This is a genomic window from Streptomyces sp. NBC_00076, from assembly GCF_045041235.1.
In the GTDB taxonomy this organism is placed as follows: Bacteria; Actinomycetota; Actinomycetes; order Streptomycetales; family Streptomycetaceae; genus Streptomyces.
In genome coordinates, this window is sequence record NZ_CP108242.1 from 6,466,213 (window position 1) to 6,491,544 (window position 25,332).

Consider the following 25,332-nt stretch of genomic DNA (forward strand, 5'->3'; position numbering starts at 1 on the left):
GTTCACTTTTCGGGCTGGTGCGGTACTTGTCGGTATGGATGGATGATTCGGTACGGATTGATGGAGTCGCTTCATGGAGGCAGTGATGGGTGTGGCAGCCGGTCCGATCCGCGTGGTGGTGGCCAAGCCGGGGCTCGACGGCCATGATCGCGGGGCCAAGGTGATCGCGCGGGCTCTGCGCGACGCCGGTATGGAGGTCATCTACACCGGGCTCCACCAGACGCCCGAGCAGATCGTCGACACCGCGATCCAGGAGGACGCCGACGCCATCGGACTGTCCATCCTGTCCGGGGCGCACAACACGCTCTTCGCCGCGGTGATCGACCTGCTCAAGGAGCGGGACGCGGAGGACATCCTGGTCTTCGGCGGCGGGATCATCCCCGAGGCGGACATCGCTCCCCTGAAGGAGAAGGGCGTCGCGGAGATCTTCACCCCGGGCGCGACGACGGCGTCGATCGTGGACTGGGTGCGCGCGAACGCTCAGCAGTCCGCGCAGGCCTAGGGGGTCGTCGGTCCGCGCGGGTGAGCGGAGGCAGCGGTCCCCAGGGGGCCTGCCTCCAGAGGTCCGGCCTCCAGGTTGCCCGACCGCTCCGGTCCGCCCGGCTGTCGATCGCCGGACGCGTCGGGTGGCCGTACCACCCCTAGTTCCTCTTGCATCGCCGCCCGCAGCCGCAACGTCGTGACCAGGCGCTGGAACGCCTCCGCCCAGTACCCTCCGGCCCCCGGACTCGCGTTCTCCGTCTCGTCCGGCACCGCCAGCAACCCGTCGAGGCGGCTCGCCTCGGAGGGATCGAGGCAGCGCTCCGCCAGCCCCATCACTCCGCTGAAGCTCCATGGGTAACTCCCCGCATCCCGTGCGATGTTGAGCGCGTCGACCACCGCCCGGCCGAGCGGCGCGGTCCACGGCACCGCGCACACACCGAGCAACTGGAACGCCTCGGACAGACCATGGGCCGCGATGAACCCGGCCACCCAGTCGGCCCGTTCGGCGGCGCCCAGCGTGCCGAGCAGCTTGGCCCGCTCGGCCAGGGACACCGCCCCGGGGCCGCCGGCCTCGGGGGCCGCGGGCGCCCCGAGCAGGGCCCGCGCCCACTCGGCGTCCCGCTGCCGCACCGCCGCCCGGTACCAGGCCGCGTGCAGTTCGCCCTGCCAGTCGTCCGCCACCGGAAGCGCCACGATCTCCTGGGGCGTACGGCCGCCGAGCCGCCCCGGCCAGGTTCCGAGCGGTGCCGCCTCCACCAACTGGGCCAACCACCACGACCGTTCTCCACGCCCCGCGGGAGGCTTGGGAACGACTCCGTCGGACTCCATGCCCGGGTCGCACTCGTGCGGCGCCTCGACCGAAAGGGTCGGTGTGTCCCCGGTGTGGTCGACGGCCACGCAGGCCCCGGCCCGTACCGCCATCCGCGCGGCGAGCGCCGAGCCGGGCAGCGCCGACAACAACTCCGCCGCCGTCGCCCGTACGTTGCGGCTGCGGTCGGTCAGGGCCTGCTCCAGGAACGACTCGTCGTCCGCCGCGAGACGGGTGCGCAGGGAGTCGAGGAACATCAGCCGGTCCTCGGCCCGTTCCGTCGCCCAGGTCGTCGTGAGCAGTTCGCGCGCGGCGGCCGGCTCTCGGGTACGGATCGCGGAGAGCAGGGCGACCCGCTCGGCGAACAGCCCCTCCTGCCACAGCTGTCGGATCTTCTCGGTGTCCTCCGGGCGCGGCAGTGTGGTGCCCCCGCCCGGGGCCGCCCGCAGGGCGAACCGCCAGTCGGGGTTCAGCCTGGCGAGCCACAGAGCACGCGGTCCCGCGAGCGTCAGCGCTGAAGGCCGCAGGTCGGTGCGCCCCCGCGCCGCGTCCAGCAGGGCCGGCAACTGCTCGGGGGGAGCGGAGAAACCGCGGGCGTTGGCCGTCGCGAGCCACTGCGGCAGCAGCTCCATCAGGTCCGGTGCGGTGCCCCGGCGGCCCCCTCCGCCCGTGCCGGGGCGGTCGGCCAGCAGCATCGCCAGTCTGCGCGTCGCCGCGGCCGGCAGCGGCGGACGCGGATCATCGCCCACCGGTTCCGGCAGCGGAGCCGCCCGCCCCGGCCGCAGGCCGGCACGTCGCCGTACGGTTTCCGCGGCCGCCGCGTCCAGCAGGGCGCGCGGTGCCTCCCGGCCGGGCGGGCAGCCCGGTGGCGTGCGCCGCTCCGTCCCGAGCAGGGCAGCCGTGACGAGCTCTTCCCATCCGCCCGGGGCGGGCGCGTCCGCAGGAGCGGAGGTCCTGGTCATGTGTTCCTTTCCGTTCCACTCCGTGGATCGCCGTGGAGCCCCGGGAGTGGTTGAAGGGTCACCTGGTGCGGGTGTCCGGTAAGCCCCGAGCCATGCGTGGCAGATCGGGGCACCGGGCGGGCCAGTGAGCGGAACAGCGGTCGGGGCAGGTACCGGGTCAGCACAGGGACACCGCCTCCCCGGCGCCCTCCGGCCAGGCCGTGAGCGGAGTGAAGCCGCGGTGGCCGCACTCGCCGAAGACCTTGAGGGGAGCGCCACCGGACAGGGAGACCAGCCGCCAAAGGCCCGGCCGGGAGCGCGCGGTGGACGTCAGCGGCAGCGCCGTGTCCCCGTCGGCGTCCGCCAACTGCCAGGAGTCGCCGTCCGGGGTCGGCACGACCCGGTCCAGGGTCACCGGCACGGAGTCCAGCCAGGGGTCGTCCCGCAGGGCCTCGCCGTAGCGCGCGGCAGCCTCCGCCGGTGTCACCCCCGGCGGGCGTATCGCCGCGGGAGCCGACGGGGCGAACTGCTCGCCCAGGGCCACCCGTGGTTGTCCGGCACCCGGATACGCCGACACCTCCGCGTCCAACGCCAGCCCCACCGGCAGCGCGAGCTCCGGCGCGCGCCCGGCGGCACCGTAGGAGAGGAGCAGCGCCGTACGGCCGGACGCGGCGCCGTACAGCCAGATCCGACGGGTCGTCAGCCGGGCGTCCGCCAGGTCGTGCTGGGCGAGAACCAGCCAGCTGTCCCGCAGCGGCGGGCCGTCCGCCGAAGCGGGCAGGCCGACCCGGGCCCGGACCGTCGCCGCCAGGCCGTCGGGGAGCCGCTCCCGGCGCAGCCAGCCCCGGTCGAGGAGATGGAGGAGGGCACACTCCTCAAGCAGGCGCACCGGCCATCCCGGCCCGGACGACGGGATCGCCCCCAACTCCCGCACCCGCGCCGCGAGACCGGAGGCCTGGGCGTCGACCATCCGGGCCGCCGTCTCCTCCCACAGCCCGTACCCCACCTGTTCCGCGCCCGCCAGGCCGCCGCGCAACAGGTCCACCAGCCGCTGCTCCAACTCCGTAGCGCCCGCGGTGATCCGCTCGGCCCGGCGCTCCGCCCGGCGTCGCGCCGCTTCCGGATCACCGGAGCCGGGCGCGGAAGGGGCAGTCGCCGCCTCTTTCTCCGCCGCGCGTTTCCTTCTCCCCTCCAACCACTCCCCGGCCCACTGCGGCGGCTGTCCCGCCGGCACCGCGCCGTCCTCGCCCGCCCAGAGCAGCAGCAGCCCCAGCGCGTGCTTGCACGGGAACTTGCGGCTCGGGCAACTGCACCTGTACGCCGGTCCGGACGCGTCCGCGATGTCCACGACCGTCTGATACGGCTTGCTGCCACTGCCCTTGCACAGCCCCCACACCGTCCCCTCCCCGGAACTGCCCGCCTCGGACCACGGTCCGGCCGCGCCGAGTTTGCTGCCCGCTTTGCGTGATGAGGCGTCAGGCGCCAGTGACAGCACCTGGTCCGCGCTCCAGCGCACCCCCTGCTGAGTCATGTCCTCGAAGGTAGATCCCACCACTGACAATCGGCCCCGCGAGCACGTTTGTGCAGGTCAGATCGCATTGTCAGTGGTGTGGTGCACGGTGGACACCAGATCCGAACCGGCCGAGCTGGAGGGGGACTCAGCCATGACTGTGTCTGCAGAACCGACGCCCGCGGACGTGCGTGAGCAGGAGCCGACCGAGGCGTTGCGACCGCATGCCGAGGACGCCTTCGCCGATGAACTCGCCGCGCTCGCCGCGCAGGACGATCGCCCGCGCCCGGCTCGCTGGAAGCTGTCGCCGTGGGCCGTCGCCACCTATCTCCTCGGCGGCGCTCTGCCCGACGGCACCGTGATCACACCGAAGTACGTCGGTCCGCGCCGCCTCGTCGAGGTCGCCGTCACCACCCTCGCCACCGACCGCGCCCTGCTCCTGCTCGGCGTGCCCGGCACCGCCAAGACCTGGGTGTCCGAGCATCTCGCCGCGGCGGTCAGCGGCGACTCCACCCTGCTCGTGCAGGGCACGGCCGGAACCCCGGAGGAGGCCATCCGGTACGGCTGGAACTACGCGCAACTGCTCGCGCACGGCCCCAGCCGTGACGCCCTGGTCCCCAGCCCCGTCATGCGGGCGATGGCCGAGGGGATGACGGCCCGCGTCGAGGAACTGACCCGTATCCCGGCCGACGTACAGGACACGCTCATCACGATCCTGTCGGAGAAGACGCTGCCGATACCGGAGTTGGGCCAGGAGGTGCAGGCGGTCGGCGGCTTCAACCTGATCGCGACGGCCAATGATCGTGACCGTGGGGTCAACGAGCTGTCCAGCGCCCTGCGCCGCCGCTTCAACACGGTCGTGCTGCCGCTGCCGGAGAGCGTCGAGGCCGAGGTCGACATCGTCTCGCGGCGCGTCGACCAGATCGGCCGCTCCCTCGACCTGCCGGCCGCCCCCGACGGCATCGACGAGATCCGCCGCGTCGTGACGGTGTTCCGTGAACTGCGTGACGGCCTCACGTCCGACGGCCGCACGAAGCTGAAGTCGCCCAGCGGCACCTTGTCGACGGCGGAGGCGATCTCCGTCGTCACCAACGGCCTCGCGCTGGCGGCGCACTTCGGCGACGGCGTGCTGCGGGCGGGCGATGTCGCCGCGGGCATCCTCGGCGCGGTCGTCCGCGACCCGGCCTCCGACCGGGTCGTCTGGCAGGAGTACCTGGAGGCGGTCGTCCGTGAACGCGACGGCTGGACGGACTTCTACCGCGCCTGCCGTGAGGTGAGCAGGTGAACGGAGGCGGGCGGGTGCCGATGAGCCGGGCTCCGGCGGCGGGCGGGGAGGTCGGTGCCGATGTTCGTGGGCGTGGGCGTGGGCTCGGACGCGGGCGTGGACACGGGCTCGGACGGGGACGTGGGCACAGGCATGGGTGCGGGTGTGCGTACGGGTGCGGCCTCGCTGTGGTGCGGGCAGGGAGGGGGACGAAGTGACAGGCGCTGACGAGAGCGGGGGCCGAGGGGCCGGGGTGGCGGGGCCGTTGCTGCTCGGGGTGCGGCACCACGGGCCGGGTTCGGCGCGGGCCGTGCGGGCCGCGCTGGCCGCGGCCCGGCCGCGGGTCGTGCTGATCGAGGGGCCGCCCGAGGCCGACGCGTTGATCCCGCTGGCCGCCGACGAGGACATGCGGCCACCGGTCGCCCTGCTCGCCCACGCGGTGGACGAACCCGGCTGCTCGGCGTTCTGGCCGCTGGCCGAGTTCTCCCCGGAGTGGGTCGCCATCCGCTGGGCGCTGGAGCACGACGTCCCGGCCCACTTCATCGACCTGCCGGCCACACACACGCTGGCGTGGGGGCGGGACGGGGAGGAGCCGGAAAAGGACCAGCCCGAAGGGGAGGTGAGCGAGGCGGCGGAGGCCCAGGGGGAGGGCGCCGAGCCGGACGTCCGCGCCGACGTCCGGGTGGACCCGCTCTCCGTGCTCGCGGAGACCGCCGGTTATGACGACGCCGAGCGCTGGTGGGAGGACGTCGTCGAACACCGGGGGCCGGGGGTGGGGGACCCGTTCGCTCCGTTCGCCGCGCTGGAGGACGCCATGGGGGCGTTGCGGGAGACGTACGGGAGCGGGGGCCACGACCGGGACCTCGTACGGGAGGCCTACATGCGGCTCCAAGTGCGGGACGCACAACGCCGGTTCGGGGACGACGTGGCCGTGGTGTGCGGCGCCTGGCACGTGCCCGCACTGCGCCGACGGACCACCGTCACCGCCGACAGGGCGCTGCTGAAGGGACTGCCCAAGGTCAGGACGGACATGACCTGGGTGCCGTGGACGCACCGCAGGCTGTCGCGCCGCAGCGGGTACGGCGCGGGGATCGACTCCCCGGGCTGGTACGGGCATCTGTTCGGGGCGCCGGACCGGCCGGTCGAGCGATGGATGACCAAGGTCGCTGGGCTCCTGCGCGAGGAGGACCGCATGGTCTCCTCGGCGCACGTCATCGAGGCGGTACGGCTGGCCCGGACGCTCGCCGCCATGCGGGGCCGCCCCCTGGCCGGCCTGAGCGAGACGACCGACGCCGTGCGGGCGGTGATGTGCGACGGCTCGGACGTACCGCTGGCTCTGGTGCACGACCGGCTCGTCGTGGGGGACGTGCTCGGGGAGGTGCCGCCGACGGCGCCCGCGGTGCCGTTGCAGCGGGACCTCGACGGGATCCAGCGCCGGTTGCGGCTCAAACCGGTGGCGATGGAACGGGAGTTGGAGCTCGACCTGCGCAAGGACACCGACGCCGAGCGCAGCAGGCTCCTGCACCGGCTGCGGCTGCTGGGTGTGGCTTGGGGCGAACCGGTCGCCTCGCGCGGCAGCACGGGCACGTTCCGGGAGACCTGGCGGCTGAGGTGGGAGCCGGAGCTGGTCGTGCGGGTCGCGGAGGCGGGGGTGTGGGGGACGACCGTGCTCGGCGCCGCGACCGCCAAGGCGGAGTCCGACGCGGTCGCCGCGCGCGGCCTCGCCGACGTCACCGCACTCGCCGAGCGCTGCCTGCTCGCCGAACTGCCGGACGCGCTCCCCACGGTGGTGCGGATCCTCGCCGACCGTGCGGCCCTCGACGCCGACGTCGGCCACCTCGCCCAGGCACTGCCCGCCCTGGTCCGCTCCCTGCGCTACGGCGACGTACGCGGCACGGACACCGCGGCCCTGACGGAGGTCGCCGCCGGCCTCGCCGAGCGGATCTTCGTCGGCCTGCCGCCCGCCTGCGCCGCGCTCGACACGGACGCGGCCGACGAGATGCGGCGCCATGTCGACGCGGTGCACGGGGCGGTGGGGTTGCTGGACGACGCCGCCGCACCGGCCCACGGCGACCTGCGGGGGCGTTGGCACGCGGTGCTCGGGGTGCTGTCCGGGCGGGACACCGTGCCCGGTGTCATCCGGGGCCGGGCGGTGCGTCTGCTGCTGGACGGCGGGGAGCTGGCACAGGACGAGGCGGCGCGGCTCATGGGGCTCGTGCTGTCGCCGGGGACGCCGCCGGGAGACGCGGCCGCGTGGATCGAGGGCTTCGTCGGCGGCGGGGCGGGTGGCGGGATGCTGCTCCTGCACGACGAGCGGCTGCTCGGCCTGGTCGACACCTGGCTGACCGGCGTGCCGGCGGAGGCGTTCATCGACGTACTGCCCCTGCTGCGGCGGACGTTCTCGGCGTACGAGCCGGGAGTGCGACGCACCCTCGGAGAACTCGTCCGGCGGGGACCGGGCCGGCGGGCGAATGCGGCGGCGGCCGGGTCCGGCATTCCCGGGTTCGCACCCGAGCTCGACGATGAGCGCGCGGACTCGGTCCGGCCGGTCGTGCGGCTGCTGCTGGGCTTGGACGACCTGGACGACCTGGACGGCCTGGACGGACCGGACAGACGGGATGAGGACGCGGGCAACGACCTGGTGGGGGTGGCGCGATGACGACCGATTGCCTGAGCGGGCCGGGGGAGAGGGAGCGGGCCGAGGAGGTGAGCGTGGTCGGCAACGGGAGCGGCTCACGGGTGCAGAACCGCCCGGCGACGACGGTGCCGGTGATCCCGCTCTGGGAACGGCTTCGCACGGAGGTACGCGGATGACGACCGAGCAGCACACGACGACCGGGCAGCGCACGACCACGCAGCGCACGACGACCCAGCAGCCCACGTCGACCCAGCCGGTCGATCCGGCGCAGGAGCGGCTGCGGCGCTGGCGGCTCGTGCTCGGAGGGGACACGGCCGACGGCACGGGCTGCGAGCTCTCCGGGCGGGACGCCGCGATGGACGGGGCACTGGCAGGGCTCTACGGGAAGGGGGACAAGGGGCAGCAGGCGCGGGACCGTTCGGCGGGGCTCGGAGCGTCGGCGCCGTCCGTGGCGCGCTGGCTCGGGGACATCCGGACGTACTTCCCGTCCACCGTCGTCCAGGTCATGCAGCGCGACGCCATCGACCGGCTCGGGCTGTCCACGCTGCTCCTGGAGCCGGAGATGCTGGAGGCGGTGGAGGCGGACGTGCACCTCGTCGGCACGCTGCTCTCCCTCAACAAGGCGATGCCCGAGACCACGAAGGAGACGGCACGGGCAGTCGTCCGCAAGGTCGTCGAGGACCTGGAGAAGCGGCTCGCGACCCGCACCCGGGCCACCCTCACCGGCGCACTGGACCGCAGCGCCCGTATCAACCGGCCCCGCCACCACGACATCGACTGGAACCGCACCATCGCGGCCAACCTCAAGCACTACCTGCCGGAGTACCGGACGATCGTGCCGGAGCGGCTCATCGGGTACGGGCGCGCGTCCCAGTCGGTGAAGAAGGAGGTCGTCCTCTGCATCGACCAGTCGGGGTCGATGGCGGCGTCCGTCGTCTACGCGTCCGTGTTCGGGGCGGTGCTGGCGTCGATGCGGTCGATCAACACGCGGCTCGTCGTCTTCGACACGGCCGTGGTCGACCTCACCGACCAGCTCGACGACCCGGTCGACGTCCTGTTCGGCACACAGCTCGGCGGCGGTACGGACATCAACCGGGCACTGGCGTACTGCCAGTCGCAGATCACCCGGCCCGCGGAGACCGTGGTCGTGCTGATCAGTGACCTCTACGAGGGAGGCATACGGCAGGAGATGCTCAAGCGGGTCGCGGCGATGAAGGCGTCAGGGGTGCAGTTCGTGACGCTGCTCGCGCTGTCCGACGAGGGGGCACCCGCCTACGACCGGGAGCACGCGGCCGCGCTCGCCGCGCTCGGCGCACCGGCCTTCGCGTGTACGCCCGACCTGTTCCCGGAGGTGATGGCGGCGGCGATCGAGAAGCGGCCCCTGCCGATCCCGGAGACCGCGTGACGGCCCTCGGAGGAGGGCGATTTGTCGACCCATTGACGTGAATTCCGCGCGGACTTCGGCCCTCAAAACGGACATGACTAACCATCGGTAACGGGGGGCTTGCGCAACCTCGGGAGTCCCATGCAAGGATCGACGACCATCAGCGGTGCGAGGCGCTCCGCTTGCTTCGTACCGAGTCGTACGGCGTGCCATGTTCCGTCGCACGAAGGGACCCACACCCACTTGATCCAGCTTGTCGCTCTCACCGGTGCCGCTCTGCGCGTGATGCGTACGGCGGCCGGGCGGCGTGTGCTGCAAGTGGTGCTGCTGGTGGGTGGGTTGTTCGCGCTCGGGTTCCTCTGCGGGGAGCAGGCGCAGGCGGCGGACGGGGCGGCACCGGCGCCGGTCGCTGAGGTTTCGTCGGCTTCGGCGGGAGGCGTCCGGTCGTTGACGAGCGGTGCGGTCGCCGGGTTGACGCACACCCCGGCGGAGGCCATGCCGGCCAAGCGCATCGCTCCCAGGCGCCCCGCTGCCGAGGCGGAGGCCACGCTTCCTCCGCTGTCCGGCGTGGGTCCCGACTCGCCTGGTCAGCGGGACGTGGCGGACGTGCCTGCTCTACGAGACGTGCAGGACGGGCCTGCTCTGCGGGACGTGGCGAAGGGGCCCGCTCGGCCGGATGGGCCGAGCGTGCTGGACGTGTCGAGCGTGCCGGACGTGCCGGCCGTCCCGGACGTGCCGAGCCTGCCGGACGTGGCGGACCTGTCCAAGACCCCGCCCCTGCCGCCGCTCCCGCCCCTCGCATCCCTTCCGGCTCTGGCATCCCTGCCGTCCCTGCCTTCCCTACCTTCCCTGCCGTCTCAGCCGGCTGTGCCGTCCGGGCCGTTCCTGCCGTCCGCGCCGACCATGCCGGATCTTCCGCAGCTTCCGGGGGCGCCGTCGCTCCCCGTGCAGACGCTGCCGATCTCGGTCACTCCGGCTCCGCAGCCGGGCTCGCCGACGTCACCGACGGACCCGACGACGACGGACGGGCAGGCCCCTGTCGGACGTTCCGACGCGGCGACGCCGCTCGCCTACGGGCCTCGCTTCACCTCGGGCTCCAACGGCACCGGCGTCCTGACGCGGACCCCCGTGCACCCGGCCGCCGGCCCCACGCCCGCCCCCGTGCACCAAGAGCCCACGCATGACGCGGGTGGTGCGCCGAGCGGCAAGGCGGCCGGCGACACCGGTACCGGCACCCCACGACACGGCGGCGACGCGCACGCCGTCACCTTCGACCACCGGGCGCCGCTGAGGCTCGTGCCCGGCGCCTCCGCGGACGGGGACGCCTACGGCACCCGGGACAGGCACCGGGACATTCCCGTCTCTCCGGCCTAGGCCAGCCCCCTTCCCCCGCCGCAGACCTGCCGCGCGGGGGTGGAAACAGGTCTGCCCGCCCGTCCGGATCCCCCTCAGATCTCCGGACGCAAGCCCCCGGAATTGTCCCCAAACCTCCCCAGGCCCCGCGGCTCCCGTCGAGGAACGCCGGACTCCTGTGGATCTAAGGATCTGACGCACGCCATGAGCAAGCACATCCGCATGAACAACACCATCCGCAAGAACAACAACATCCGCCGTTCCATCGTGATAGCCGCCGGTGTCACCGGCGCGTGGGCGCTCGGTTCCGCCGTCGCCAGCGCGGACGAACTGCCCGCGACCCCCGTCTCCACACCGGACGCGACGACCGACAGCACCACGGACGCGGCAGCGAACACCTCGGACACCGTCACCGACACCCTCGACAAGGCGATCGCCGCGAAGGCCACCGCAGCGAAGGCCACCGTCGAGCAGGCCGCCGCCCCCAAGGCGTCCAAGGTGAAGGGTGCCGCCGCGATCCAGGGCGCCAGGGCCGCCCGCGCGGCGAAGGCCTCCACCGCCCACGTCTCCGACGCGGTCGTCAGCCCCCAGGCTCGCACTCACGCGGACGGCATCGACTACCTGTTCGGCCCCCTCTCCGACTTCGCGCCCGCCTTCGCACCCGAGGTCGAGCAGGCGCGGTCCACCGCCCACGAAACGGCGACCTCCGCCACTACGGCCGCCCAGGCCACTGTCTCCTCCGTCCCGAGCCACGTCACCGGCACGGTCGGCCTGGTCGTCGGGGAGACGGCGGACGCGGCCGTCCCGCCCGTGGCGACGTCCGCCGTGGACGGAGCGCTGCCGATCGCCACCGGCGCCGTGCACGCGGTGGCGCCGCTCGTCGGGGGCGTGGTCGCGGATCTCCCCCCGTACGCCACCGGTCTGGTCGGTCAGGTCGCCGGCGGCACCACGGCCGCCGTCCTGCCGCCGGTCGTCAACACCGCCGTGCGCGGTGTGGTGCCGGTCGCCGGGCAGGCCGTGGCGGACGCGCGGGGACTGCCGGACGGCGTGGTCCACGAGGTCCAGCCCGTCGCAACCGGGGTCGTCGGCTCCGTGCCGCCGCTCGCGCACGGCGTGGCCGGTCACGCGACCGACCTGACGTACGGCGTCGTGGGCCAGGTGCCGCCGTTCGCCCAGGGCGTCACGGGCACCGTCCAGCCGGTCGTCGACACCGTCACCCGGACCGTGAACGACACGGTGAACGACGCCCTGCACGACACCGTCCAGCCGGTCGTGCACGGCGTCGGTGGCAGCGCCACGACGCTGGCGTACGGCGTCACGGGCGACGTAGCTCCCTTCACGGACGGACTGGCCGGAGAGGCCGGCCCGTTCGCGTACGGGACCGTCGGCCGGGTCGCGCCCCTTACGCAGGACCTGACCGGCACGGTCCGGGCGACGACCGGCCCGCTCGCCGGTCACGCCCTCACCGGGGTCGAGGGTGTCGCCGAGTCGATCACTCCGGGCTACGTGCACCACGGCAGCCCGTACAGCGTCTGAGTCCACCGTCCCCGAGGTCCGGGGACCGGGGGTCTGCTGAGGACCCCTGAGGACTGATGAAGGACTCCGTGAGGCGGCAGACCCCGGACCGCCGAAAGCCGTCGGCCTGTCCGGACGAAACCTCACGGACAGGGCGAGTTGGTCCCCATTGGGGTGGGGATCAACCGCCCCGCGCCCCGTAGGGGCTGCTCAAGGGGCCTCACCGGGTCAACCCCAGCCCGGTGAGGCCCTTGGGCCGTCGCCCCGATGCCGCCGCGGAGTTCCCCTCAGTGCCGCCCGGACCCCTCACACGCGGCACCCCGTGCCAGTGAGTGCGGCATCATGTGACAGGTATCACCGCTCAGGTGTGACCCGCGATTTAGAGGCCCCCCGCAAGCAGAGATAACCTGCGAGACGGACATGCCGCGCGCTCGGACACCGTGTGCGCCTCCCTTGTGACTGACAGACGGCGGACGTCACGTTGCCCTCGCGGCACGCCCACGCAGACAACGAACCGCGAGATCACTGATAGGGACGGAAGCGCGTGGACCTGTTCGAGTACCAGGCGAGGGACCTCTTCGCCAAGCACGATGTACCGGTGCTGGCCGGTGAAGTCATCGACACGCCTGAGGCGGCCCGCGCAGCCACTGAGCGTCTTGGTGGCAAGTCCGTCGTCAAGGCCCAGGTGAAGGTCGGCGGCCGCGGCAAGGCCGGTGGCGTGAAGCTCGCCGCCACCCCGGACGAGGCCGTCGCCCGCGCGACGGACATCCTCGGCATGGACATCAAGGGCCACACGGTCCACAAGGTGATGATCGCCGAGACGGCCCCGGAGATCCTGGAGGAGTACTACGTCTCCTTCCTCCTGGACCGCACCAACCGCACCTTCCTCTCCATCGCGTCCGTCGAGGGCGGCATGGAGATCGAGGAGGTGGCGGCCACCCGTCCGGAGGCCGTCGCCAAGACCCCGATCGACGCCAACGAGGGTGTGACCCCCGAGAAGGCCCGCGAGATCGTCGAGGCCGCGAAGTTCCCGGCCGAGGTCGCCGACAAGATCGTGAACGTCCTGGTCACCCTGTGGAAGACCTTCCTCGCCGAGGACGCGCTCCTCGTCGAGGTCAACCCGCTGGCCAAGGTCGCCTCCGGTGACGTCATCGCCCTGGACGGCAAGGTCTCCCTCGACGAGAACGCCGAGTTCCGTCAGCCCGAGCACGAGGCGCTCCAGGACAAGGACGCGGCCAACCCCCTCGAGGCCGCGGCCAAGGAGAAGAACCTCAACTACGTCAAGCTCGACGGTGAGGTCGGCATCATCGGCAACGGCGCGGGGCTCGTCATGAGCACCCTGGACGTCGTCGCGTACGCCGGTGAGGCGCACGGTGGCGTCAAGCCCGCCAACTTCCTCGACATCGGCGGCGGCGCCTCCGCCGCGGTCATGGCGAACGGCCTGGAGATCATCCTCGGCGACCCGGACGTCAAGTCCGTCTTCGTCAACGTCTTCGGCGGCATCACCGCCTGCGACGAGGTCGCCAACGGCATCGTGCAGGCGCTGCAGCTGCTCGCGGACAAGGGCGAGGAAGTCTCCAAGCCCCTCGTCGTCCGCCTCGACGGCAACAACGCCGAGCTGGGTCGCAAGATCCTCTCCGACGCCAACCACCCGCTGGTGCAGCGCGTGGACACCATGGACGGCGCGGCCGACAAGGCCGCCGAGCTCGCGGCTGCGAAGTAAGGAAGAGGGACAGATACAGCCATGGCTATCTTCCTCAACAAGGACAGCAAGGTCATCGTCCAGGGCATGACCGGTGCCACGGGCATGAAGCACACCAAGCTCATGCTGGCCGACGGCACGAACATCGTCGGTGGCGTGAACCCCCGCAAGGCGGGCACGTCCGTCGACATCGACGGCAACGAGATCCCGGTCTTCGGCACGGTCGCCGAGGCGATCGAGAAGACGGGCGCGAACGTGTCCGTCCTCTTCGTGCCGCCGGCCTTCTCCAAGGCCGCCGTCGTCGAGGCGATCGACGCGGAGATCCCCCTCGCGGTCGTCATCACCGAGGGCATCGCGGTCCACGACTCGGCCGCGTTCTACGCGTACGCCGTGTCAAAGGGCAACAAGACCCGGATCATCGGCCCGAACTGCCCCGGTCTCATCACCCCGGGCCAGTCGAACGCCGGCATCATCCCGGGCGACATCACCAAGCCGGGCCGTATCGGCCTGGTCTCGAAGTCCGGCACCCTCACGTACCAGATGATGTACGAGCTGCGTGACATCGGCTTCTCGTCCGCCGTCGGTATCGGTGGCGACCCGGTCATCGGCACCACGCACATCGACGCGCTCGCCGCGTTCGAGGCCGACCCCGACACCGACCTGATCGTCATGATCGGTGAGATCGGCGGCGACGCCGAGGAGCGTGCGGCGGACTTCATCGCGAAGAACGTGACGAAGCCGGTCGTTGGCTACGTCGCCGGCTTCACCGCGCCCGAGGGCAAGACCATGGGCCACGCCGGCGCCATCGTCTCCGGCTCCTCCGGCACGGCCGCCGCGAAGAAGGAGGCCCTCGAGGCCGCCGGCGTCAAGGTCGGCAAGACGCCGACCGAGACGGCCAAGCTGGCGCGCGCCATCCTCGCCGGCTGACGCATCTCGCAGCGGAAGGGCCCGCATCCCCACTGGGGTGCGGGCCCTTCCGCATGCTCAACGCGGCTGCGGCACCAGCCTCTCGGGCCCGCTCGCCATTCCCTGCCGCAGCTTCGCCCGCAGCGCCAGCTCCCCCTGCGACAGCGAACCCGGCGCCACCTTCGGCGGTACGCCCTGCACCGTCCCGCCCGGCGACACCGGCGGCTCGTAGTGCGTCGGTGCCGTCCGCAGGGTGAGCGCCGTCGTGCCGATCAGGGCGACGGTGAAGGCGATGGCGGCCCGGGTCCAGAGGCGGGCCCGGCGCTCACTGTCCGTCCGCACCGCCGGAGGTTTCGCGGCGCGCAGCCGCTCCAAGGAGGCCAGCTCGGCCATCCGCCGGTGCAACTCCTCGGGGTTCGCCAGTTCCGGCAGACGCGTGGCGACCGCGGCGCGCGCGTGCAGCAGCCGGTTCGCCGTCGCCGGTGTGCTCGCCTCCGTCTCCGCCGCCGTCTCCGGCAGGCCGAGGCCGACACCGTCGTAGAGGAGGAGGGCGCGACGGTACGGCGGCGGGAGTTTGAGGAGTGCGTCGAGCAGTGTGCGGGAGAAGGCGTCGGCGGGGGACGGCTCGGAGTGCCGTAAGCGGGGGCGGAGCCGGTGCCAGGGGGAGAGCGCGTAGTCGTACGTCGCCGCCCGCACCCAGCCCGCCGGGTCGGGGTCGCGGGCCACCTCGGGCCAGCGCTGCCAGGCGAGTTGGAAGGCCCGCTCGACCGACTCGCGCGCGAGCTCGCGCCGCCCGGTGAGCAGAAAGGCCTGCCGGACGAGGGCGGGCGCGCAGAACGCGTACAGCGCGTCGAAGGCCTGAGCGGGCGTCAGCGTGGCGGCGTCGCCACCCGGTTCGGCCGCGGTTTCAGGAGCTGGTGCGGGTGCCGGTGTGAGGGGCGCCGGCCCTGTTTCTGACGCTGTGTCCGCCACCGCACCTGTTGCCGCTGCTGTTGCCGGTACCGGTGAGGGCGGTGTCGGCTCCGGGGCGGGGCTCTGCGTCACCGTGAGCCCCTTCGGGTGAGAAAGTACATAAACGTATATTGGGCGACACATCCAAGCTTCGCCTGTTACGACGATAAAGCGCGTGTCGTTGGGAGCATGACGGTCGTGATCAAGATGACCGCTTGCCGACCGCTGTTGTCGTCCCTGCTCACCTGGCTGCGCGACAGACCGCCCGGAGAGGCCGGCGGCATCCTGAGTGGTGTCGTCGCCGCCGGGCTCGGCCTCTGCCTGTTCTCCCTGCCCGTGATGATGCTGTGGATCAGCTCGCCGTATCCCGACAGCGGGCCCGGCGGCGCCCTGCATGTCGCCGCCGCGCTGTGGCTGTTGGCGCACGGCGCCGAACTGGTCCGCCCCGACACGCACTCCGGTGTCGCCGCGCCCGTGGGTGTCACCCCGCTGCTGCTGCTCGCGCTGCCGGTCTGGCTGGTGCACCGGGCGGTGCGGGACGCGGCGGACGGCAGCGAGGACTCCGGAGGGGGAGCCCGCGGAATCGGAGGGCCCGGGGGAATCGGGGGAGCTGGGGGAGGCGAGGGACCGCCGCCGGTCGCCGCGCGGACGGCGTGGACGGGGGTTGTCCTCGGCTACCTCGCCGTCGGCGTGGCCGCCGCGGTGTACACCGCGGGCGGCGAACTGCGGCCCGCGTGGGTGTGGACGGCGGTGTGCCTGCCGCTGACGGTGGCGGGCGCGGCCGGGTGGGGGGTGTGGACGGCGTACGGCTGTCCGCGCGCGGTGGTGGACAGGGTGCTGCTCCTGTTGCCGGCGGGGATGCGGGGGCAGGCCCTCGGGCCGGCGGCTCGGGAGCGTCGCGCTGTCGCCGGGCGTGCGGCGGGGGCCGGGGTGGCGGTGCTGGTCGGCGGCGGGGCGTTGGCGCTGGCGGTGTCGCTGGTGTGGCACGGCGGGGCGGCGTGGGGGGCCTTCCTGCAGCTGACGGAGGGGTGGTCGGGCCGGTTCGCCGTTCTGCTGCTGTGCCTGGCCCTTGTGCCGAACGCGGCGGTGTGGGCGGCGGCGTACGGGCTGGGGCCCGGGTTCACGCTCGGCGTCGGCCATGTCGTGAGCCCGTTCTCCTCCGCGCCTGCGCCACTGCTGCCGCCGTTCCCCTTGCTGGCGGCGGTGCCGGACGCGGGGGCCGGTACGCCCTTGAACTGGGCGGCGGTCCTGGTGCCGGTGGCGGCGGGGCTGACGGTGGGGTGGTTCACGGGGCGGGGGGCGACGGCGGGCGGTGCCGGGGAAGCGGGCGCTGCGGCGACCAGGGACGGTGACGGTGGTGGACGGGCGGTGGGGGTCTGGTCGGTCGGCCGTACCGCCATGACCGCGGGGATGGCGGCCGCGTGGTGTGCGGGGCTGGTCGCGGGGCTTGCCGCGTGGGCGGGCGGCCCGCTCGGTGTCTCCGCGTTGGCCAGCTTCGGGCCGGTGTGGTGGCAGGCGGGAGGGGCGGCGCTGCTGTGGATGACGGGGTTGGCGGTGCCGGTGGCGTTGGGAGTGCGGGTGTGGCGGTGGCGGGGACGGGGCGGGGGAGGCAAGCGCGAGGCGACGGCGACGATCGGGAAGCCCTGGATGAAGTCGCGCGTCGAGGCGAAGAGGGACTCGAAGGGGGAGTCGGGGGGCGGAAAGGAGGTCGTCACGGCCGGTGCACCGAAGGTCACGTACGTGCGCTACATCGACGACACCGACGACGAGCCCTACGACTTCCTCCCGGTGGAGCCGTCAGAGCCTGGACCCGCATCCTGAGCGGACCCCTACGTCGGCGCGAGCCCCCGGGGCCCCGGGGGCTCGCGCCTCAGGCGTCAGTTGTCCGTGCCCAGCACTCCGCGCAGTTCCTTCGGGAGGAGGTCGGTGCAGGACTGCTCCGCCGCGTTGGTCAGGGCGTCCTTCGTGCAGGTGTAGTAGTCGTCGTAGACCAGCTTCGCGGTGAAGCCCGCGGCGACCAGGACGATGGCCAGGGACGCCGTGACCAGGCCGCTCACCGCGGACGTGGTCTGCGGGCGGCCGCTCTGGACGGGGGCCGGATTGTTCGGGTCGGGGGTGCGGGGCTTGGCGCGCAGCGCGCTGATGCTCCAGTACATGGCCAGCGCGCCGAGCAGCAGGGCCACGGACGGCCAGCTGAAGAGGGCGAAGAAGAAGGCCCACATGCCGCTCAGCAGGGCGTACCGCGCATGCCGCTGGACGGGGTCCGTCGGGTCCCACCGCGTGCCCTTGCCCGTGCCCTGGCCGGGTCCGCCCGGGCCCTCGGGGCCGCCGCCCCCCTGGCCGCCGCCACCCAGACGCTCGCCGAAGCCGCCGGGGGCACGGCCGGGCTGCCGGTCGCTCCACTGGTTGCCCCAGGGGGAGCCGTCACCGGACTCCGGGCCCTGCCCGCCCTGCGTACCGTCGGATCCCTCGCCGCCCACCGGGCGACGCGGCTGCCAGGGGCGGTCCGGCGTGCCCTCCGGCGGGGCAGCGAAGGGGTTGTCCTCCCGGGTGTCCTGGGAGGTGCCCTGGTCCTCCCCGCCGCCTTGGGGAGACCCACCGCCGCCTTGGGACGACCCACCGCCGCCTTGGGACGACCCACCGCCCCCTTGGGACGACCCACCGCCCCCTTGGGACGACCCACCGCCGCCCTGGGACGACCCACCACCCTGTCCACCGCTCGCATCCTGAGACGCGCCGCCGCCCTGTCCGGCGCCGGCGCCCGGGGACGAGCCACCGTCGCGGCCATGATCGTCTCCGCCCACGCCCCCGCCCGACGGAGTGCCCGCGGCGTCGGGGGGAGAGGCGGGGCGCTCCCGCAGCAGCACGCCGATGCGCTCCCCTCCCTGCGGAGACTGCGGGGGGAACGTGAGGCGTCGCAGACGGCGGTCCGGCATCAAGTGAGCGTCTTCCCCTAGGTGATACGGCTGTCTGGCGTGAGCTGTCGCTTGGAGAACGCACCACACCACGACCGCGTTCCCGAGCCCGCCCGACCCAGACGCTACCTTCCGCCCTCGCCCCCGTCCCGTGGGGGCCGCCCGGTGTGCCGGTATCGTTGCTGACGGTCGGCTTCTTCGTAGACTTCCCCGTATCCCGGGGCGCGAAGCATTCGTACGACCGTACAAACGCACCCCCGAGAAAGGGCCTCACCGTGGCCGCCAAGCCCGTGGCCAAGCGCCTTGTCGTGCTGGTCTCCGGATCCGGTACGAACCTCCAGGCGCTGCTCGACGCCATCGAGACCGTCGGCACCGAGGCCTATGGCGCCGAGATCGTGGCCGTGGGCGCCGACCGTGAGGGCATCGAGGGGCTCGCGCGGGCCGAGCGCGCCGGGATTCCCACCTTCGTGCGGAAGGTCAGGGAGTTCGGGACGCGTGACGAGTGGGACGCCGCCCTCGCCGAGGCCGTCGCCGCGTACGAGCCCGACCTCGTGGTGTCCGCGGGGTTCATGAAGATCGTGGGCAAGGAGTTCCTGGCCCGCTTCGGCGGGCGGTGCGTGAACACGCACCCCGCCCTCCTTCCCAGTTTTCCCGGCGCCCACGGCGTCCGTGACGCGCTCGCGTACGGAGCCAGGGTCACCGGCTGCACCGTCCACTTCGTCGACGACGGCGTCGACACCGGACCGATCATCGCCCAGGGCGTGGTCGAGATCCGGGACGAGGACGACGAGAGCGCTCTGCACGAGCGCATCAAGGAAGTCGAGCGAAGGCTGCTCGTCGAGGTCGTGGGGCGGCTCGCCCGCAACGGCTATCGCATTGAGGGACGAAAGGTAGTTATCCAGTGACCGCCACCGCCGAGAGCAACAAGCGGGCCATCCGTCGCGCGCTCGTCAGCGTCTACGACAAGACCGGGCTCGAGGACCTCGCGCGCGGGCTGCACGAGGCGGGCGTGGAGCTCGTCTCCACCGGGTCCACCGCCTCCGCTATCGCCGGCGCCGGCGTCCCCGTCACCAGGGTCGAGGAGCTCACCGGCTTCCCCGAGTGCCTGGACGGCCGCGTCAAGACCCTGCACCCCAAGGTCCACGCGGGCATCCTGGCCGACCTGCGGCTGGAGGACCACCGCGACCAGCTCGCCGAGCTGGGCGTGGAGCCCTTCGACCTGGTCGTCGTCAACCTCTACCCCTTCCGCGAGACCGTCGCCTCCGGTGCCACGCCCGACGAGTGCGTCGAGCAGATCGACATCGGCGGGCCGTCCATGGTGCGCGCCGCCGCCAAGAACCACCCCTCGGTCTCCGTGGTCACCAGCCCCGCGCGGTACGCGGACGTCCTCGCCGCCGTGCAGGACGGCGGCTTCGACCTCGCCACCCGCAAGCGGCTGGCCGCCGAGGCCTTCCGGCACACCGCCGAGTACGACATCGCGGTCTCCTCCTGGTTCGCCTCCGCCTACGCGCCGGCCGACGACTCCCCCTTCCCCTCCTTCCTCGCCACCAGCCTGGAGCGCTCCCACACCCTGCGCTACGGCGAGAACCCGCACCAGCCCGCCGCCCTCTACACCGCCGGCACGGGCGGCCTGGCGGAGGCCGAGCAGCTGCACGGCAAGGAGATGTCCTTCAACAACTTCACGGACACGGACGCCGCTCGCCGTGCCGCGTACGACCACGCCGAGCCGGCCGTCGCGATCATCAAGCACGCCAACCCGTGCGGTATCGCGGTCGGCGCGGACGTCGCCGAGGCGCACCGCAAGGCCCACGCCTGCGACCCGCTGTCGGCGTTCGGCGGCGTGATCGCGGTCAACCGGCCGGTGACGAAGGAGATGGCCGAGCAGGTCGCCGAGATCTTCACCGAGGTCATCGTCGCGCCCGACTACGAGGACGGCGCGCTGGAGGCCCTCGCCAGGAAGAAGAACATCCGCGTACTGCGCGTCCCGGACGGCCCCGCCCACCCGGTCGACGTCAAGCCGATCGACGGCGGCGCCCTGCTCCAGGTCGCCGACCGGCTCCAGGCCGAGGGCGACGACCCCGCGAACTGGACCCTGGCGACGGGCGAGGCGCTCGGCGCGGACGAGCTGGAGCAGCTGTCCTTCGCCTGGAAGGCCTGCCGCGCCGTGAAGTCCAACGCGATCCTCCTCGCCAAGGACGGCGCCTCGGTCGGCGTCGGCATGGGGCAGGTCAACCGCGTCGACTCCGCGAAGCTGGCCGTCGAGCGGGCGGGCGCCGAGCGGGCGCAGGGGTCGTTCGCCGCGTCGGACGCGTTCTTCCCCTTCCCGGACGGCCTGGAGATCCTCGTCGACGCCGGTGTGAAGGCCGTGGTCCAGCCCGGCGGTTCGGTCCGCGACGAACTGGTCGTCGAGGCCGCGAAGAAGGCGGGCGTCACGATGTACTTCACGGGGACGCGGCACTTCTTCCACTGACGGACACCTCACCCGGGCGGCGCCGCGCCGGCTCGACACCTACGTCGAACTGCGCAGCGCCGCCCGGGTGTTGGGTCCCACCTTGCCGTCCACGGCGAGGTCCTTGGCCTTCTGGAACTTCTTCACGGCGCTCCTGCGCCCGCGCCGACGCGGGACGGCGAAAAGCGCGTCGCAGCGGAGGGGGTGGTTCCGAGGCCAGCGCCTCGAAACCACCCCCGAGAGAGGATGCCCAGCTCTGGCAGCCTCTCAGCAGACCTGGACCCCGTCGATCATGTTGTCCCAGGGGGTGTTCGCGAGGGAGTCCTCCGTGTGGTATGCGTGGCTGTCGAACTTGTATTTCCAGGGACTTGAGCCCCCCTCCCAGTTGTAGAACTTGGCCCTCGTGCCGGAGCTCTGGTTGTTCTTGTACGAGGTGAGGCGGTTGTCGAAGCCGAAGTCACCCAGGTCGCGGAACTCACACTTGTAGAACGACAGCTTGTCGCCGCTCCAGTTGGCGCCCGCCCACAGACACAAATAACCGGAGGAACAGCTGCTGCTGGCCGCCGCGCCGGGCGAGGGCAGCGTGATGCTCGCGCTGCCGTCCTTGGTCCGGATCTCGTTGTAGCTCACCTGCTGGGCAGGGACCTTGAGGGTCGCCAGGCGGGCCTCCACCCGGTCCTGCAGCTGGGCCGCCTGCCGGGCCGAGAGCCCCGCAGCGCCTGCCTCGGCCGCGTACACCGACTCGGCCGACGGTGCGGCCTGGTCCGCGGCGACCGCGGCGCCGCTGCCGACGCCGATCGCCAGCGCCATCCCTGAAAACAGGGCCATCGTGCGCTTCGTGGTCTTGGTCATGGGCTTCATGCGCTTCCCCCTTCAACTCGTGGTCCTGACACAGATGAGTTTCGAGGGGCACTCACGGGAGCGGTACCTGAATAGTTTCAGGTACCTGTGCAGCGCCTGGTACTCCAGCTGTAGATCCTGGTCTCCATGCTCGTTGAGTTGCCTGGCACCGATAGTGGCTGGTGCGTGCGTGGGCTGTTCGCGGGCGCAGCGCTGGCACGGGGTGACGTGGCCTGACCAACGCGCAGGCCAAGAACGTCCAGCGCTGGCTGGCGAAGTACTGGAACTGCAACGGCTCGATCGACGGGCAGCTCGGCACCGACAGTTGGAAGGCATTCCGCACTGCAGCGTCTGCCGGCCCGCCCCGGGAGGGTGTCAGCCGAACAGCGAAAGGATCGTCCACAGCACCGACTTGGTCGAGCAGCTGTCCACCAGCCGGTGCGACCGCGGTGCGGCCCTGCCCGCCACGTTGCCCATGGAGTTCACGGTCGAGCAGCCGCTGCGCTGGGCCATACGGCGGCGGTCGGCACCGGCGGGCTCGAAGTCCGCCCCGCGGAAGTAGGTCACGTCGTGGTTCTTCCGCTCGTCCGCGACGTTGTTGAAGATCGAGCGGACCGGAGCGGTGGCCGCCCAAGTGCAGGTCTCGTCGCCCGAGTGCCAGTCGGCGTCGTCGCCGCGCCAACTGCACAGGTCGCCGTTGCCGTTGTACTCACTGAAGAAGCAGACGCTGTCCTCGGGGCACCGGTGGTAGCCGTAGACCAGCTGGCCGTCAGTACCTCTTGAGGCCGACTCTGTGGGCAGGGCCGCGTACACCGGCACTCCGTCGTCCTGGTTCACGTACAGGTACGCCGCCCCCAGCGTCCCGCTCGTTGCCAGCAGCACGGTGGCCAGGGCCGACGTCAGTACGGGGTGCCGCCGCCAGAAGCGGGGGCGCAGGCGCGGCAGGCGGGCCGAGCGGGCGACGCCCGCCGCCTCCTCCACGCGGCGCAGGAGCGTGGCCGTGTCGTGCGTGACGCGTTCCCGGTGGTTCGGGGCCAGACAGTCCCGCACTATCTCCCGCCACGCGTCGGGCAGATCGGGAGACAGCCGCAGTTCCTCCGCGCCCCGCGCGTACCGCATCGCCGCGTCGGTGCGAGCCTCCGTGCTGCTGCCCGGCAACGGGTAGGAGCCCGTGAGGACCACGTGGGCGAGGACGCCGAAGGACCAGACGTCGGCGGAAGGACGGATCCGCGTGCCCCGCTCGTCGATCTCGGCCCAGAACAGTTCCGGCGGGGTGTAGTCGGGGGTGGCGAAGACGGGTGCGTACGCGTGTGTGCCTTCCAGCTCGGCAGCCAGGTTGAAGTCGGCCAGTCGTACCGAACCGTCCTTCATCAGCAGGACGTTGGCGGGCTTCAGATCGCCGTGCACCCAGCCCGCGTGGTGCAGTTGGTGGAGGCCCTCGCAGATCTGGGCCAGCAGCGCGGGGCCCGACTCGGGCGTCGGGTCGTCTTCCAGCAAGGCGTCCAGGGAGCCTTCGGCGCGTTCCAGGACGAGGACGGTGGCGCCGTCGAGTTCGGGATGGTCCGGGTCGTCCACGGTGAGTGTCTCGTACATCCGGATCAGGCGCGGTGCGCGGAGCCGCTCCAGCAACTCCACTTCCCGCTTGGCCAGTTCGCGCAGATGGCGCAGTTGGCGCGGGGTGCGGGTGCCCGTCGGCAGGACCTTCAGGGCGGCCCGGCGGGGCAGGGCCGGATCCGCCTCGCCGGTCGCCCGGCCCGCGTACACGGTCGCGAAGGCACCCGAGGCCAGAGGCTCCCGTACCTCCCAGTGCCCCACGCGGTAGCCCTGCGGTACGGGGACCGTGTGCGACTGCTGTCCGGTCATCCGGCCACCTCGGTCGGTGCCGTGGTCGGCACGACCAGGTAGTCCTGGCGGACCACGTCCTGTCCGACGCGAGCCGGTGGCACGACGATGACGCTGTGCACGGCCCCGTCCCCCTCCCCCGATCACTGAGGGCAACCCTCACCCGCCAACGCACGGCAGGGTAAGGGTTGTTCCAGACAGACGACGAAGCCGCGCCCGCGGCACGGCGCGTCCGCGGCACGGCGCGTCCGCGAGACGGGGCCTAGCCGTCCACCTCGTACTGCCCCACCTCGATGAAGTACCGCAGCTCCTCCGGCGTCCCGTCGATGGCGTCCTCCGCCGCATCCCGCAGCGCGTCGCTGATGGTCGGGTCGGCGAGGATGCGGGCGACACGGACGCGGTCGTCCTCGGCCTGGGCGAGGCGGTGGCCGGTCTCCAGGAAGGCGCGAAGGGCTTCCGGGGTGTTGGCGTCGAGGGCCTCGTTGGCCTCCCTGATGACCGCCCTGTCGGTCTTCGGGTCGGCGGAGGCGAGGATGCGGGCGATGGCGACGCGATCGTCCTCGGCCTGGGCCGTCCAACGGCCCGTCTCCAGGAAGTACCGCTGGTCCTCGATGGTGCCGTCCATGGCCCGCTGCGCGGCGGCGTACACGGCCTTGCCGGTGGCCGGGTCGGCGATGATGCGCATGATCGCGACTCGGACGTCGTCGTCGGACATCTCGTCGACACCGGAACCGGCCGCGTCGGTGGCGGTCGCCACGGCGACGGCGGACGGCGGAACGGAGTCGGAGGCGAAGGCCGGGCCGGTCAGCAGGAGCGCCGGGGCCAGGGCGGCCGTTGCCACGAGGGTCAGGGCGGTACGTATCGGTCTCACGTGTGAACCTTCCTTGAACTTGAATACGTCATGTGCCGGTGTGTATCTTCCCTGCGCCCGCGCCGGCGATCACCTCAATATCCAAGTCCCGCAGGTAGCGCGGCGGGACGGGGACGGCTCAGGACGACCGCCTGGTCACCGGACCGTCTCGCCCGCCGTCGCGGCCAGCACCGTCAGGTCGTCCTCGCGGACCAGGTCGAAGCGGAGGGCGAGCGAGACCAGCGAGTCCTTCTTGCCGTTTGCGCGCAGGCCGGGCTCGGCGGTGTCGGGGCCGGGGCGCAGCCGTAGTTTGAGGGCCAGGTAGTCGATGTTCCAGTAGACGGACGAGCGGCTGACCGCCGGCCAGACCGGACGTAGTCGCTCCACCAACTGCTCCACCGCCGGAAGCGACGCGTGCGGTTCCCCGCGCAGCCGGGGCTCGCACAGGGCGGCCAGCACCGCGAAATACCTGCTGGTGCGGTCCAGAGCGAACGCCGGTGCCGTGGCGGTGCCGGCAAGTCCCCGGCGGTCGGCGCTGCGGAAGGCGTGGCGTGGCGCCCAGACGTCGAAGGTGAGCAGGTCTCCCGCGGCGGGCAGGACCACCCGCGAGAACTCGAACGGTACCGGGGCTTCCATACGGCCCGGTGCGATCTTGAGGTACTCACCGGCACCCTCCGGGTTCTCCACCACGTAGGTCTGGTCCTCGCTGAGGTTGCTCAGCAGCCAGAAGGAGCGGTGTGCGGTGATCTCTCCGGCGACCCGGGGCACCCCCGCGTGGCCGATGGTGAGTCCGCCGTCCGTCCCGGCCCTCCCGAACGTCAGCCGTTCGCCCGCGGCGATCCTGACCTGCCCGTCCGCGCTGCCGCACATCGGTGGTACGACGATGACGCTGTACATGGAGTCGTCCCCCTCCTCCTACGACACCAAGGGGCGCAGCCCTCGGTCCGATGTGGGGCAGGGTAGGGGACGGTTTTGAACGAG

21 protein-coding genes and 1 pseudogene are annotated in these 25,332 nt (G+C 72.4%); 13 read left to right on the forward strand and 9 right to left on the reverse strand.

Translation table 11 applies throughout. The features are described from left to right. Positions 1 to 85 precede the first annotated feature (85 nt). On the forward strand, positions 86 to 502 hold the full coding sequence (locus OHA64_RS29575) for a cobalamin B12-binding domain-containing protein (RefSeq protein ID WP_405624160.1): 417 nt from the start codon (positions 86 to 88) through the stop codon (positions 500 to 502). Here the strand turns inward: OHA64_RS29575 and OHA64_RS29580 are convergent. Then, complete coding sequence (locus OHA64_RS29580; protein WP_405618108.1) at positions 499 to 2,253, reverse strand: DUF5691 domain-containing protein; 1,755 nt, start codon at positions 2,251 to 2,253, stop codon at positions 499 to 501. The genes OHA64_RS29575 and OHA64_RS29580 overlap by 4 nt on opposite strands. A gap of 157 nt (positions 2,254 to 2,410) precedes the next feature. Next, positions 2,411 to 3,763: an SWIM zinc finger family protein gene (locus OHA64_RS29585; protein WP_405618110.1), complete on the reverse strand. Its 1,353-nt coding sequence runs from the start codon at positions 3,761 to 3,763 to the stop codon at positions 2,411 to 2,413. Between the two features lie 133 nt (positions 3,764 to 3,896). On the opposite strand from OHA64_RS29585, the gene OHA64_RS29590 reads away from it, so the two are divergent. The 8 genes from OHA64_RS29590 (at position 3,897) to sucD (ending at position 14,525) form a co-directional block, all read left to right on the forward strand. Then, positions 3,897 to 5,027 carry an AAA family ATPase gene (locus OHA64_RS29590; protein WP_405618112.1) on the forward strand — a complete coding sequence of 377 codons (1,131 nt, stop codon included), beginning with the start codon at positions 3,897 to 3,899 and terminating at the stop codon, positions 5,025 to 5,027. A gap of 193 nt (positions 5,028 to 5,220) precedes the next feature. After that, positions 5,221 to 7,665, forward strand: coding sequence for a DUF5682 family protein (locus OHA64_RS29595; RefSeq protein WP_405618114.1), 2,445 nt, complete (start codon positions 5,221 to 5,223; stop codon positions 7,663 to 7,665). Further along, the gene (locus tag OHA64_RS29600) at positions 7,662 to 7,820 is read left to right on the forward strand and encodes a hypothetical protein (protein ID WP_405618116.1); all 159 of its coding nucleotides are present in this window, start codon (positions 7,662 to 7,664) and stop codon (positions 7,818 to 7,820) included. Before OHA64_RS29595 ends, OHA64_RS29600 begins: the two co-directional genes overlap by 4 nt. Next, on the forward strand, positions 7,817 to 9,049 hold the full coding sequence (locus OHA64_RS29605) for a VWA domain-containing protein (RefSeq protein WP_405618118.1): 1,233 nt from the start codon (positions 7,817 to 7,819) through the stop codon (positions 9,047 to 9,049). Before OHA64_RS29600 ends, OHA64_RS29605 begins: the two co-directional genes overlap by 4 nt. A gap of 222 nt (positions 9,050 to 9,271) precedes the next feature. Further along, the gene (locus OHA64_RS29610) at positions 9,272 to 10,402 is read left to right on the forward strand and encodes a hypothetical protein (RefSeq protein ID WP_405618120.1); all 1,131 of its coding nucleotides are present in this window, start codon (positions 9,272 to 9,274) and stop codon (positions 10,400 to 10,402) included. A gap of 183 nt (positions 10,403 to 10,585) precedes the next feature. After that, the gene (locus OHA64_RS29615; RefSeq protein ID WP_405618122.1) at positions 10,586 to 11,917 is read left to right on the forward strand and encodes a hypothetical protein; all 1,332 of its coding nucleotides are present in this window, start codon (positions 10,586 to 10,588) and stop codon (positions 11,915 to 11,917) included. Positions 11,918 to 12,440: 523 nt separating this feature from the next. Next, entirely contained in the window at positions 12,441 to 13,619 is a 1,179-nt protein-coding gene (gene sucC, locus OHA64_RS29620) for an ADP-forming succinate--CoA ligase subunit beta (RefSeq protein ID WP_405618124.1), read from the forward strand. Between the two features lie 21 nt (positions 13,620 to 13,640). Next, positions 13,641 to 14,525 (forward strand): succinate--CoA ligase subunit alpha, encoded by an 885-nt coding sequence (sucD, locus tag OHA64_RS29625; protein WP_405618126.1) that lies wholly within the window; start codon positions 13,641 to 13,643, stop codon positions 14,523 to 14,525. Positions 14,526 to 14,582: 57 nt separating this feature from the next. On the opposite strand, the gene OHA64_RS29630 is transcribed toward sucD, so the two are convergent. Next, complete coding sequence (locus OHA64_RS29630; protein ID WP_405618128.1) at positions 14,583 to 15,599, reverse strand: sigma factor-like helix-turn-helix DNA-binding protein; 1,017 nt, start codon at positions 15,597 to 15,599, stop codon at positions 14,583 to 14,585. Positions 15,600 to 15,644: 45 nt separating this feature from the next. Here OHA64_RS29630 and OHA64_RS29635 point away from each other — a divergent pair, with 45 nt between their 5' ends. After that, positions 15,645 to 17,276 (forward strand): DUF6350 family protein, encoded by a 1,632-nt coding sequence (locus OHA64_RS29635; protein ID WP_405618130.1) that lies wholly within the window; start codon positions 15,645 to 15,647, stop codon positions 17,274 to 17,276. 56 nt (positions 17,277 to 17,332) lie between these two features. On the opposite strand, the gene OHA64_RS29640 is transcribed toward OHA64_RS29635, so the two are convergent. Continuing rightward, complete coding sequence (locus OHA64_RS29640) at positions 17,333 to 18,259, reverse strand: hypothetical protein (RefSeq protein ID WP_405624161.1); 927 nt, start codon at positions 18,257 to 18,259, stop codon at positions 17,333 to 17,335. A gap of 386 nt (positions 18,260 to 18,645) precedes the next feature. Between OHA64_RS29640 and purN the strand changes: the two genes are divergently transcribed. Both purN and purH read left to right on the forward strand, forming a co-directional pair. Further along, complete coding sequence (gene purN / locus OHA64_RS29645) at positions 18,646 to 19,275, forward strand: phosphoribosylglycinamide formyltransferase (RefSeq protein WP_405618133.1); 630 nt, start codon at positions 18,646 to 18,648, stop codon at positions 19,273 to 19,275. Then, on the forward strand, positions 19,272 to 20,840 hold the full coding sequence (purH, locus tag OHA64_RS29650; RefSeq protein WP_405618136.1) for a bifunctional phosphoribosylaminoimidazolecarboxamide formyltransferase/IMP cyclohydrolase: 1,569 nt from the start codon (positions 19,272 to 19,274) through the stop codon (positions 20,838 to 20,840). The genes purN and purH overlap by 4 nt, the downstream gene beginning before the upstream one ends. A 39-nt stretch (positions 20,841 to 20,879) precedes the next feature. Here the strand turns inward: purH and OHA64_RS29655 are convergent, their stop codons facing one another. Both OHA64_RS29655 and OHA64_RS29660 read right to left on the reverse strand, forming a co-directional pair. Beyond that, positions 20,880 to 21,053: a peptidoglycan-binding protein gene (locus tag OHA64_RS29655; protein ID WP_405618138.1), complete on the reverse strand. Its 174-nt coding sequence runs from the start codon at positions 21,051 to 21,053 to the stop codon at positions 20,880 to 20,882. Between the two features lie 33 nt (positions 21,054 to 21,086). After that, positions 21,087 to 21,680, reverse strand: coding sequence for a peptidase inhibitor family I36 protein (locus tag OHA64_RS29660; RefSeq protein ID WP_405618140.1), 594 nt, complete (start codon positions 21,678 to 21,680; stop codon positions 21,087 to 21,089). 209 nt (positions 21,681 to 21,889) lie between these two features. On the opposite strand from OHA64_RS29660, the pseudogene OHA64_RS29665 reads away from it, so the two are divergent. Next, a pseudogene (locus tag OHA64_RS29665) lies at positions 21,890 to 22,000 on the forward strand (peptidoglycan-binding protein); the annotation flags it as partial. A gap of 34 nt (positions 22,001 to 22,034) precedes the next feature. On the opposite strand, the gene OHA64_RS29670 reads toward OHA64_RS29665, so the two are convergent. The 3 genes from OHA64_RS29670 to OHA64_RS29680 form a co-directional block, all read right to left on the reverse strand. Next, positions 22,035 to 23,522: a protein kinase domain-containing protein gene (locus OHA64_RS29670; protein WP_405618142.1), complete on the reverse strand. Its 1,488-nt coding sequence runs from the start codon at positions 23,520 to 23,522 to the stop codon at positions 22,035 to 22,037. Between the two features lie 241 nt (positions 23,523 to 23,763). Beyond that, positions 23,764 to 24,372: an ALF repeat-containing protein gene (locus OHA64_RS29675; protein WP_405618144.1), complete on the reverse strand. Its 609-nt coding sequence runs from the start codon at positions 24,370 to 24,372 to the stop codon at positions 23,764 to 23,766. 135 nt (positions 24,373 to 24,507) lie between these two features. After that, the gene (locus OHA64_RS29680) at positions 24,508 to 25,248 is read right to left on the reverse strand and encodes an FHA domain-containing protein (RefSeq protein WP_405618146.1); all 741 of its coding nucleotides are present in this window, start codon (positions 25,246 to 25,248) and stop codon (positions 24,508 to 24,510) included. Positions 25,249 to 25,332: the final 84 nt, after the last annotated feature.

Excerpts from the sequence above, each read along its gene's own strand:
- sucD (WP_405618126.1), top strand. The coding sequence starts at position 13,641 with ATGGCTATCTTCCTCAACAAGGACAGCAAGGTCATCGTCCAGGGCATG.
- OHA64_RS29635 (WP_405618130.1), top strand. The coding sequence starts at position 15,645 with ATGACGGTCGTGATCAAGATGACCGCTTGCCGACCGCTGTTGTCGTCC.
- OHA64_RS29600 (WP_405618116.1), top strand. The coding sequence starts at position 7,662 with ATGACGACCGATTGCCTGAGCGGGCCGGGGGAGAGGGAGCGGGCCGAG.
- OHA64_RS29580 (WP_405618108.1), bottom strand. The coding sequence starts at position 2,253 with ATGACCAGGACCTCCGCTCCTGCGGACGCGCCCGCCCCGGGCGGATGG.
- OHA64_RS29585 (WP_405618110.1), bottom strand. The coding sequence starts at position 3,763 with ATGACTCAGCAGGGGGTGCGCTGGAGCGCGGACCAGGTGCTGTCACTG.
- OHA64_RS29615 (WP_405618122.1), top strand. The coding sequence starts at position 10,586 with ATGAGCAAGCACATCCGCATGAACAACACCATCCGCAAGAACAACAAC.
- OHA64_RS29575 (WP_405624160.1), top strand. The coding sequence starts at position 86 with ATGGGTGTGGCAGCCGGTCCGATCCGCGTGGTGGTGGCCAAGCCGGGG.
- OHA64_RS29630 (WP_405618128.1), bottom strand. The coding sequence starts at position 15,599 with ATGTGTCGCCCAATATACGTTTATGTACTTTCTCACCCGAAGGGGCTC.
- OHA64_RS29590 (WP_405618112.1), top strand. The coding sequence starts at position 3,897 with ATGACTGTGTCTGCAGAACCGACGCCCGCGGACGTGCGTGAGCAGGAG.
- OHA64_RS29605 (WP_405618118.1), top strand. The coding sequence starts at position 7,817 with ATGACGACCGAGCAGCACACGACGACCGGGCAGCGCACGACCACGCAG.
- OHA64_RS29660 (WP_405618140.1), bottom strand. The coding sequence starts at position 21,680 with ATGAAGCCCATGACCAAGACCACGAAGCGCACGATGGCCCTGTTTTCA.
- OHA64_RS29680 (WP_405618146.1), bottom strand. The coding sequence starts at position 25,248 with ATGTACAGCGTCATCGTCGTACCACCGATGTGCGGCAGCGCGGACGGG.
- OHA64_RS29670 (WP_405618142.1), bottom strand. The coding sequence starts at position 23,522 with ATGACCGGACAGCAGTCGCACACGGTCCCCGTACCGCAGGGCTACCGC.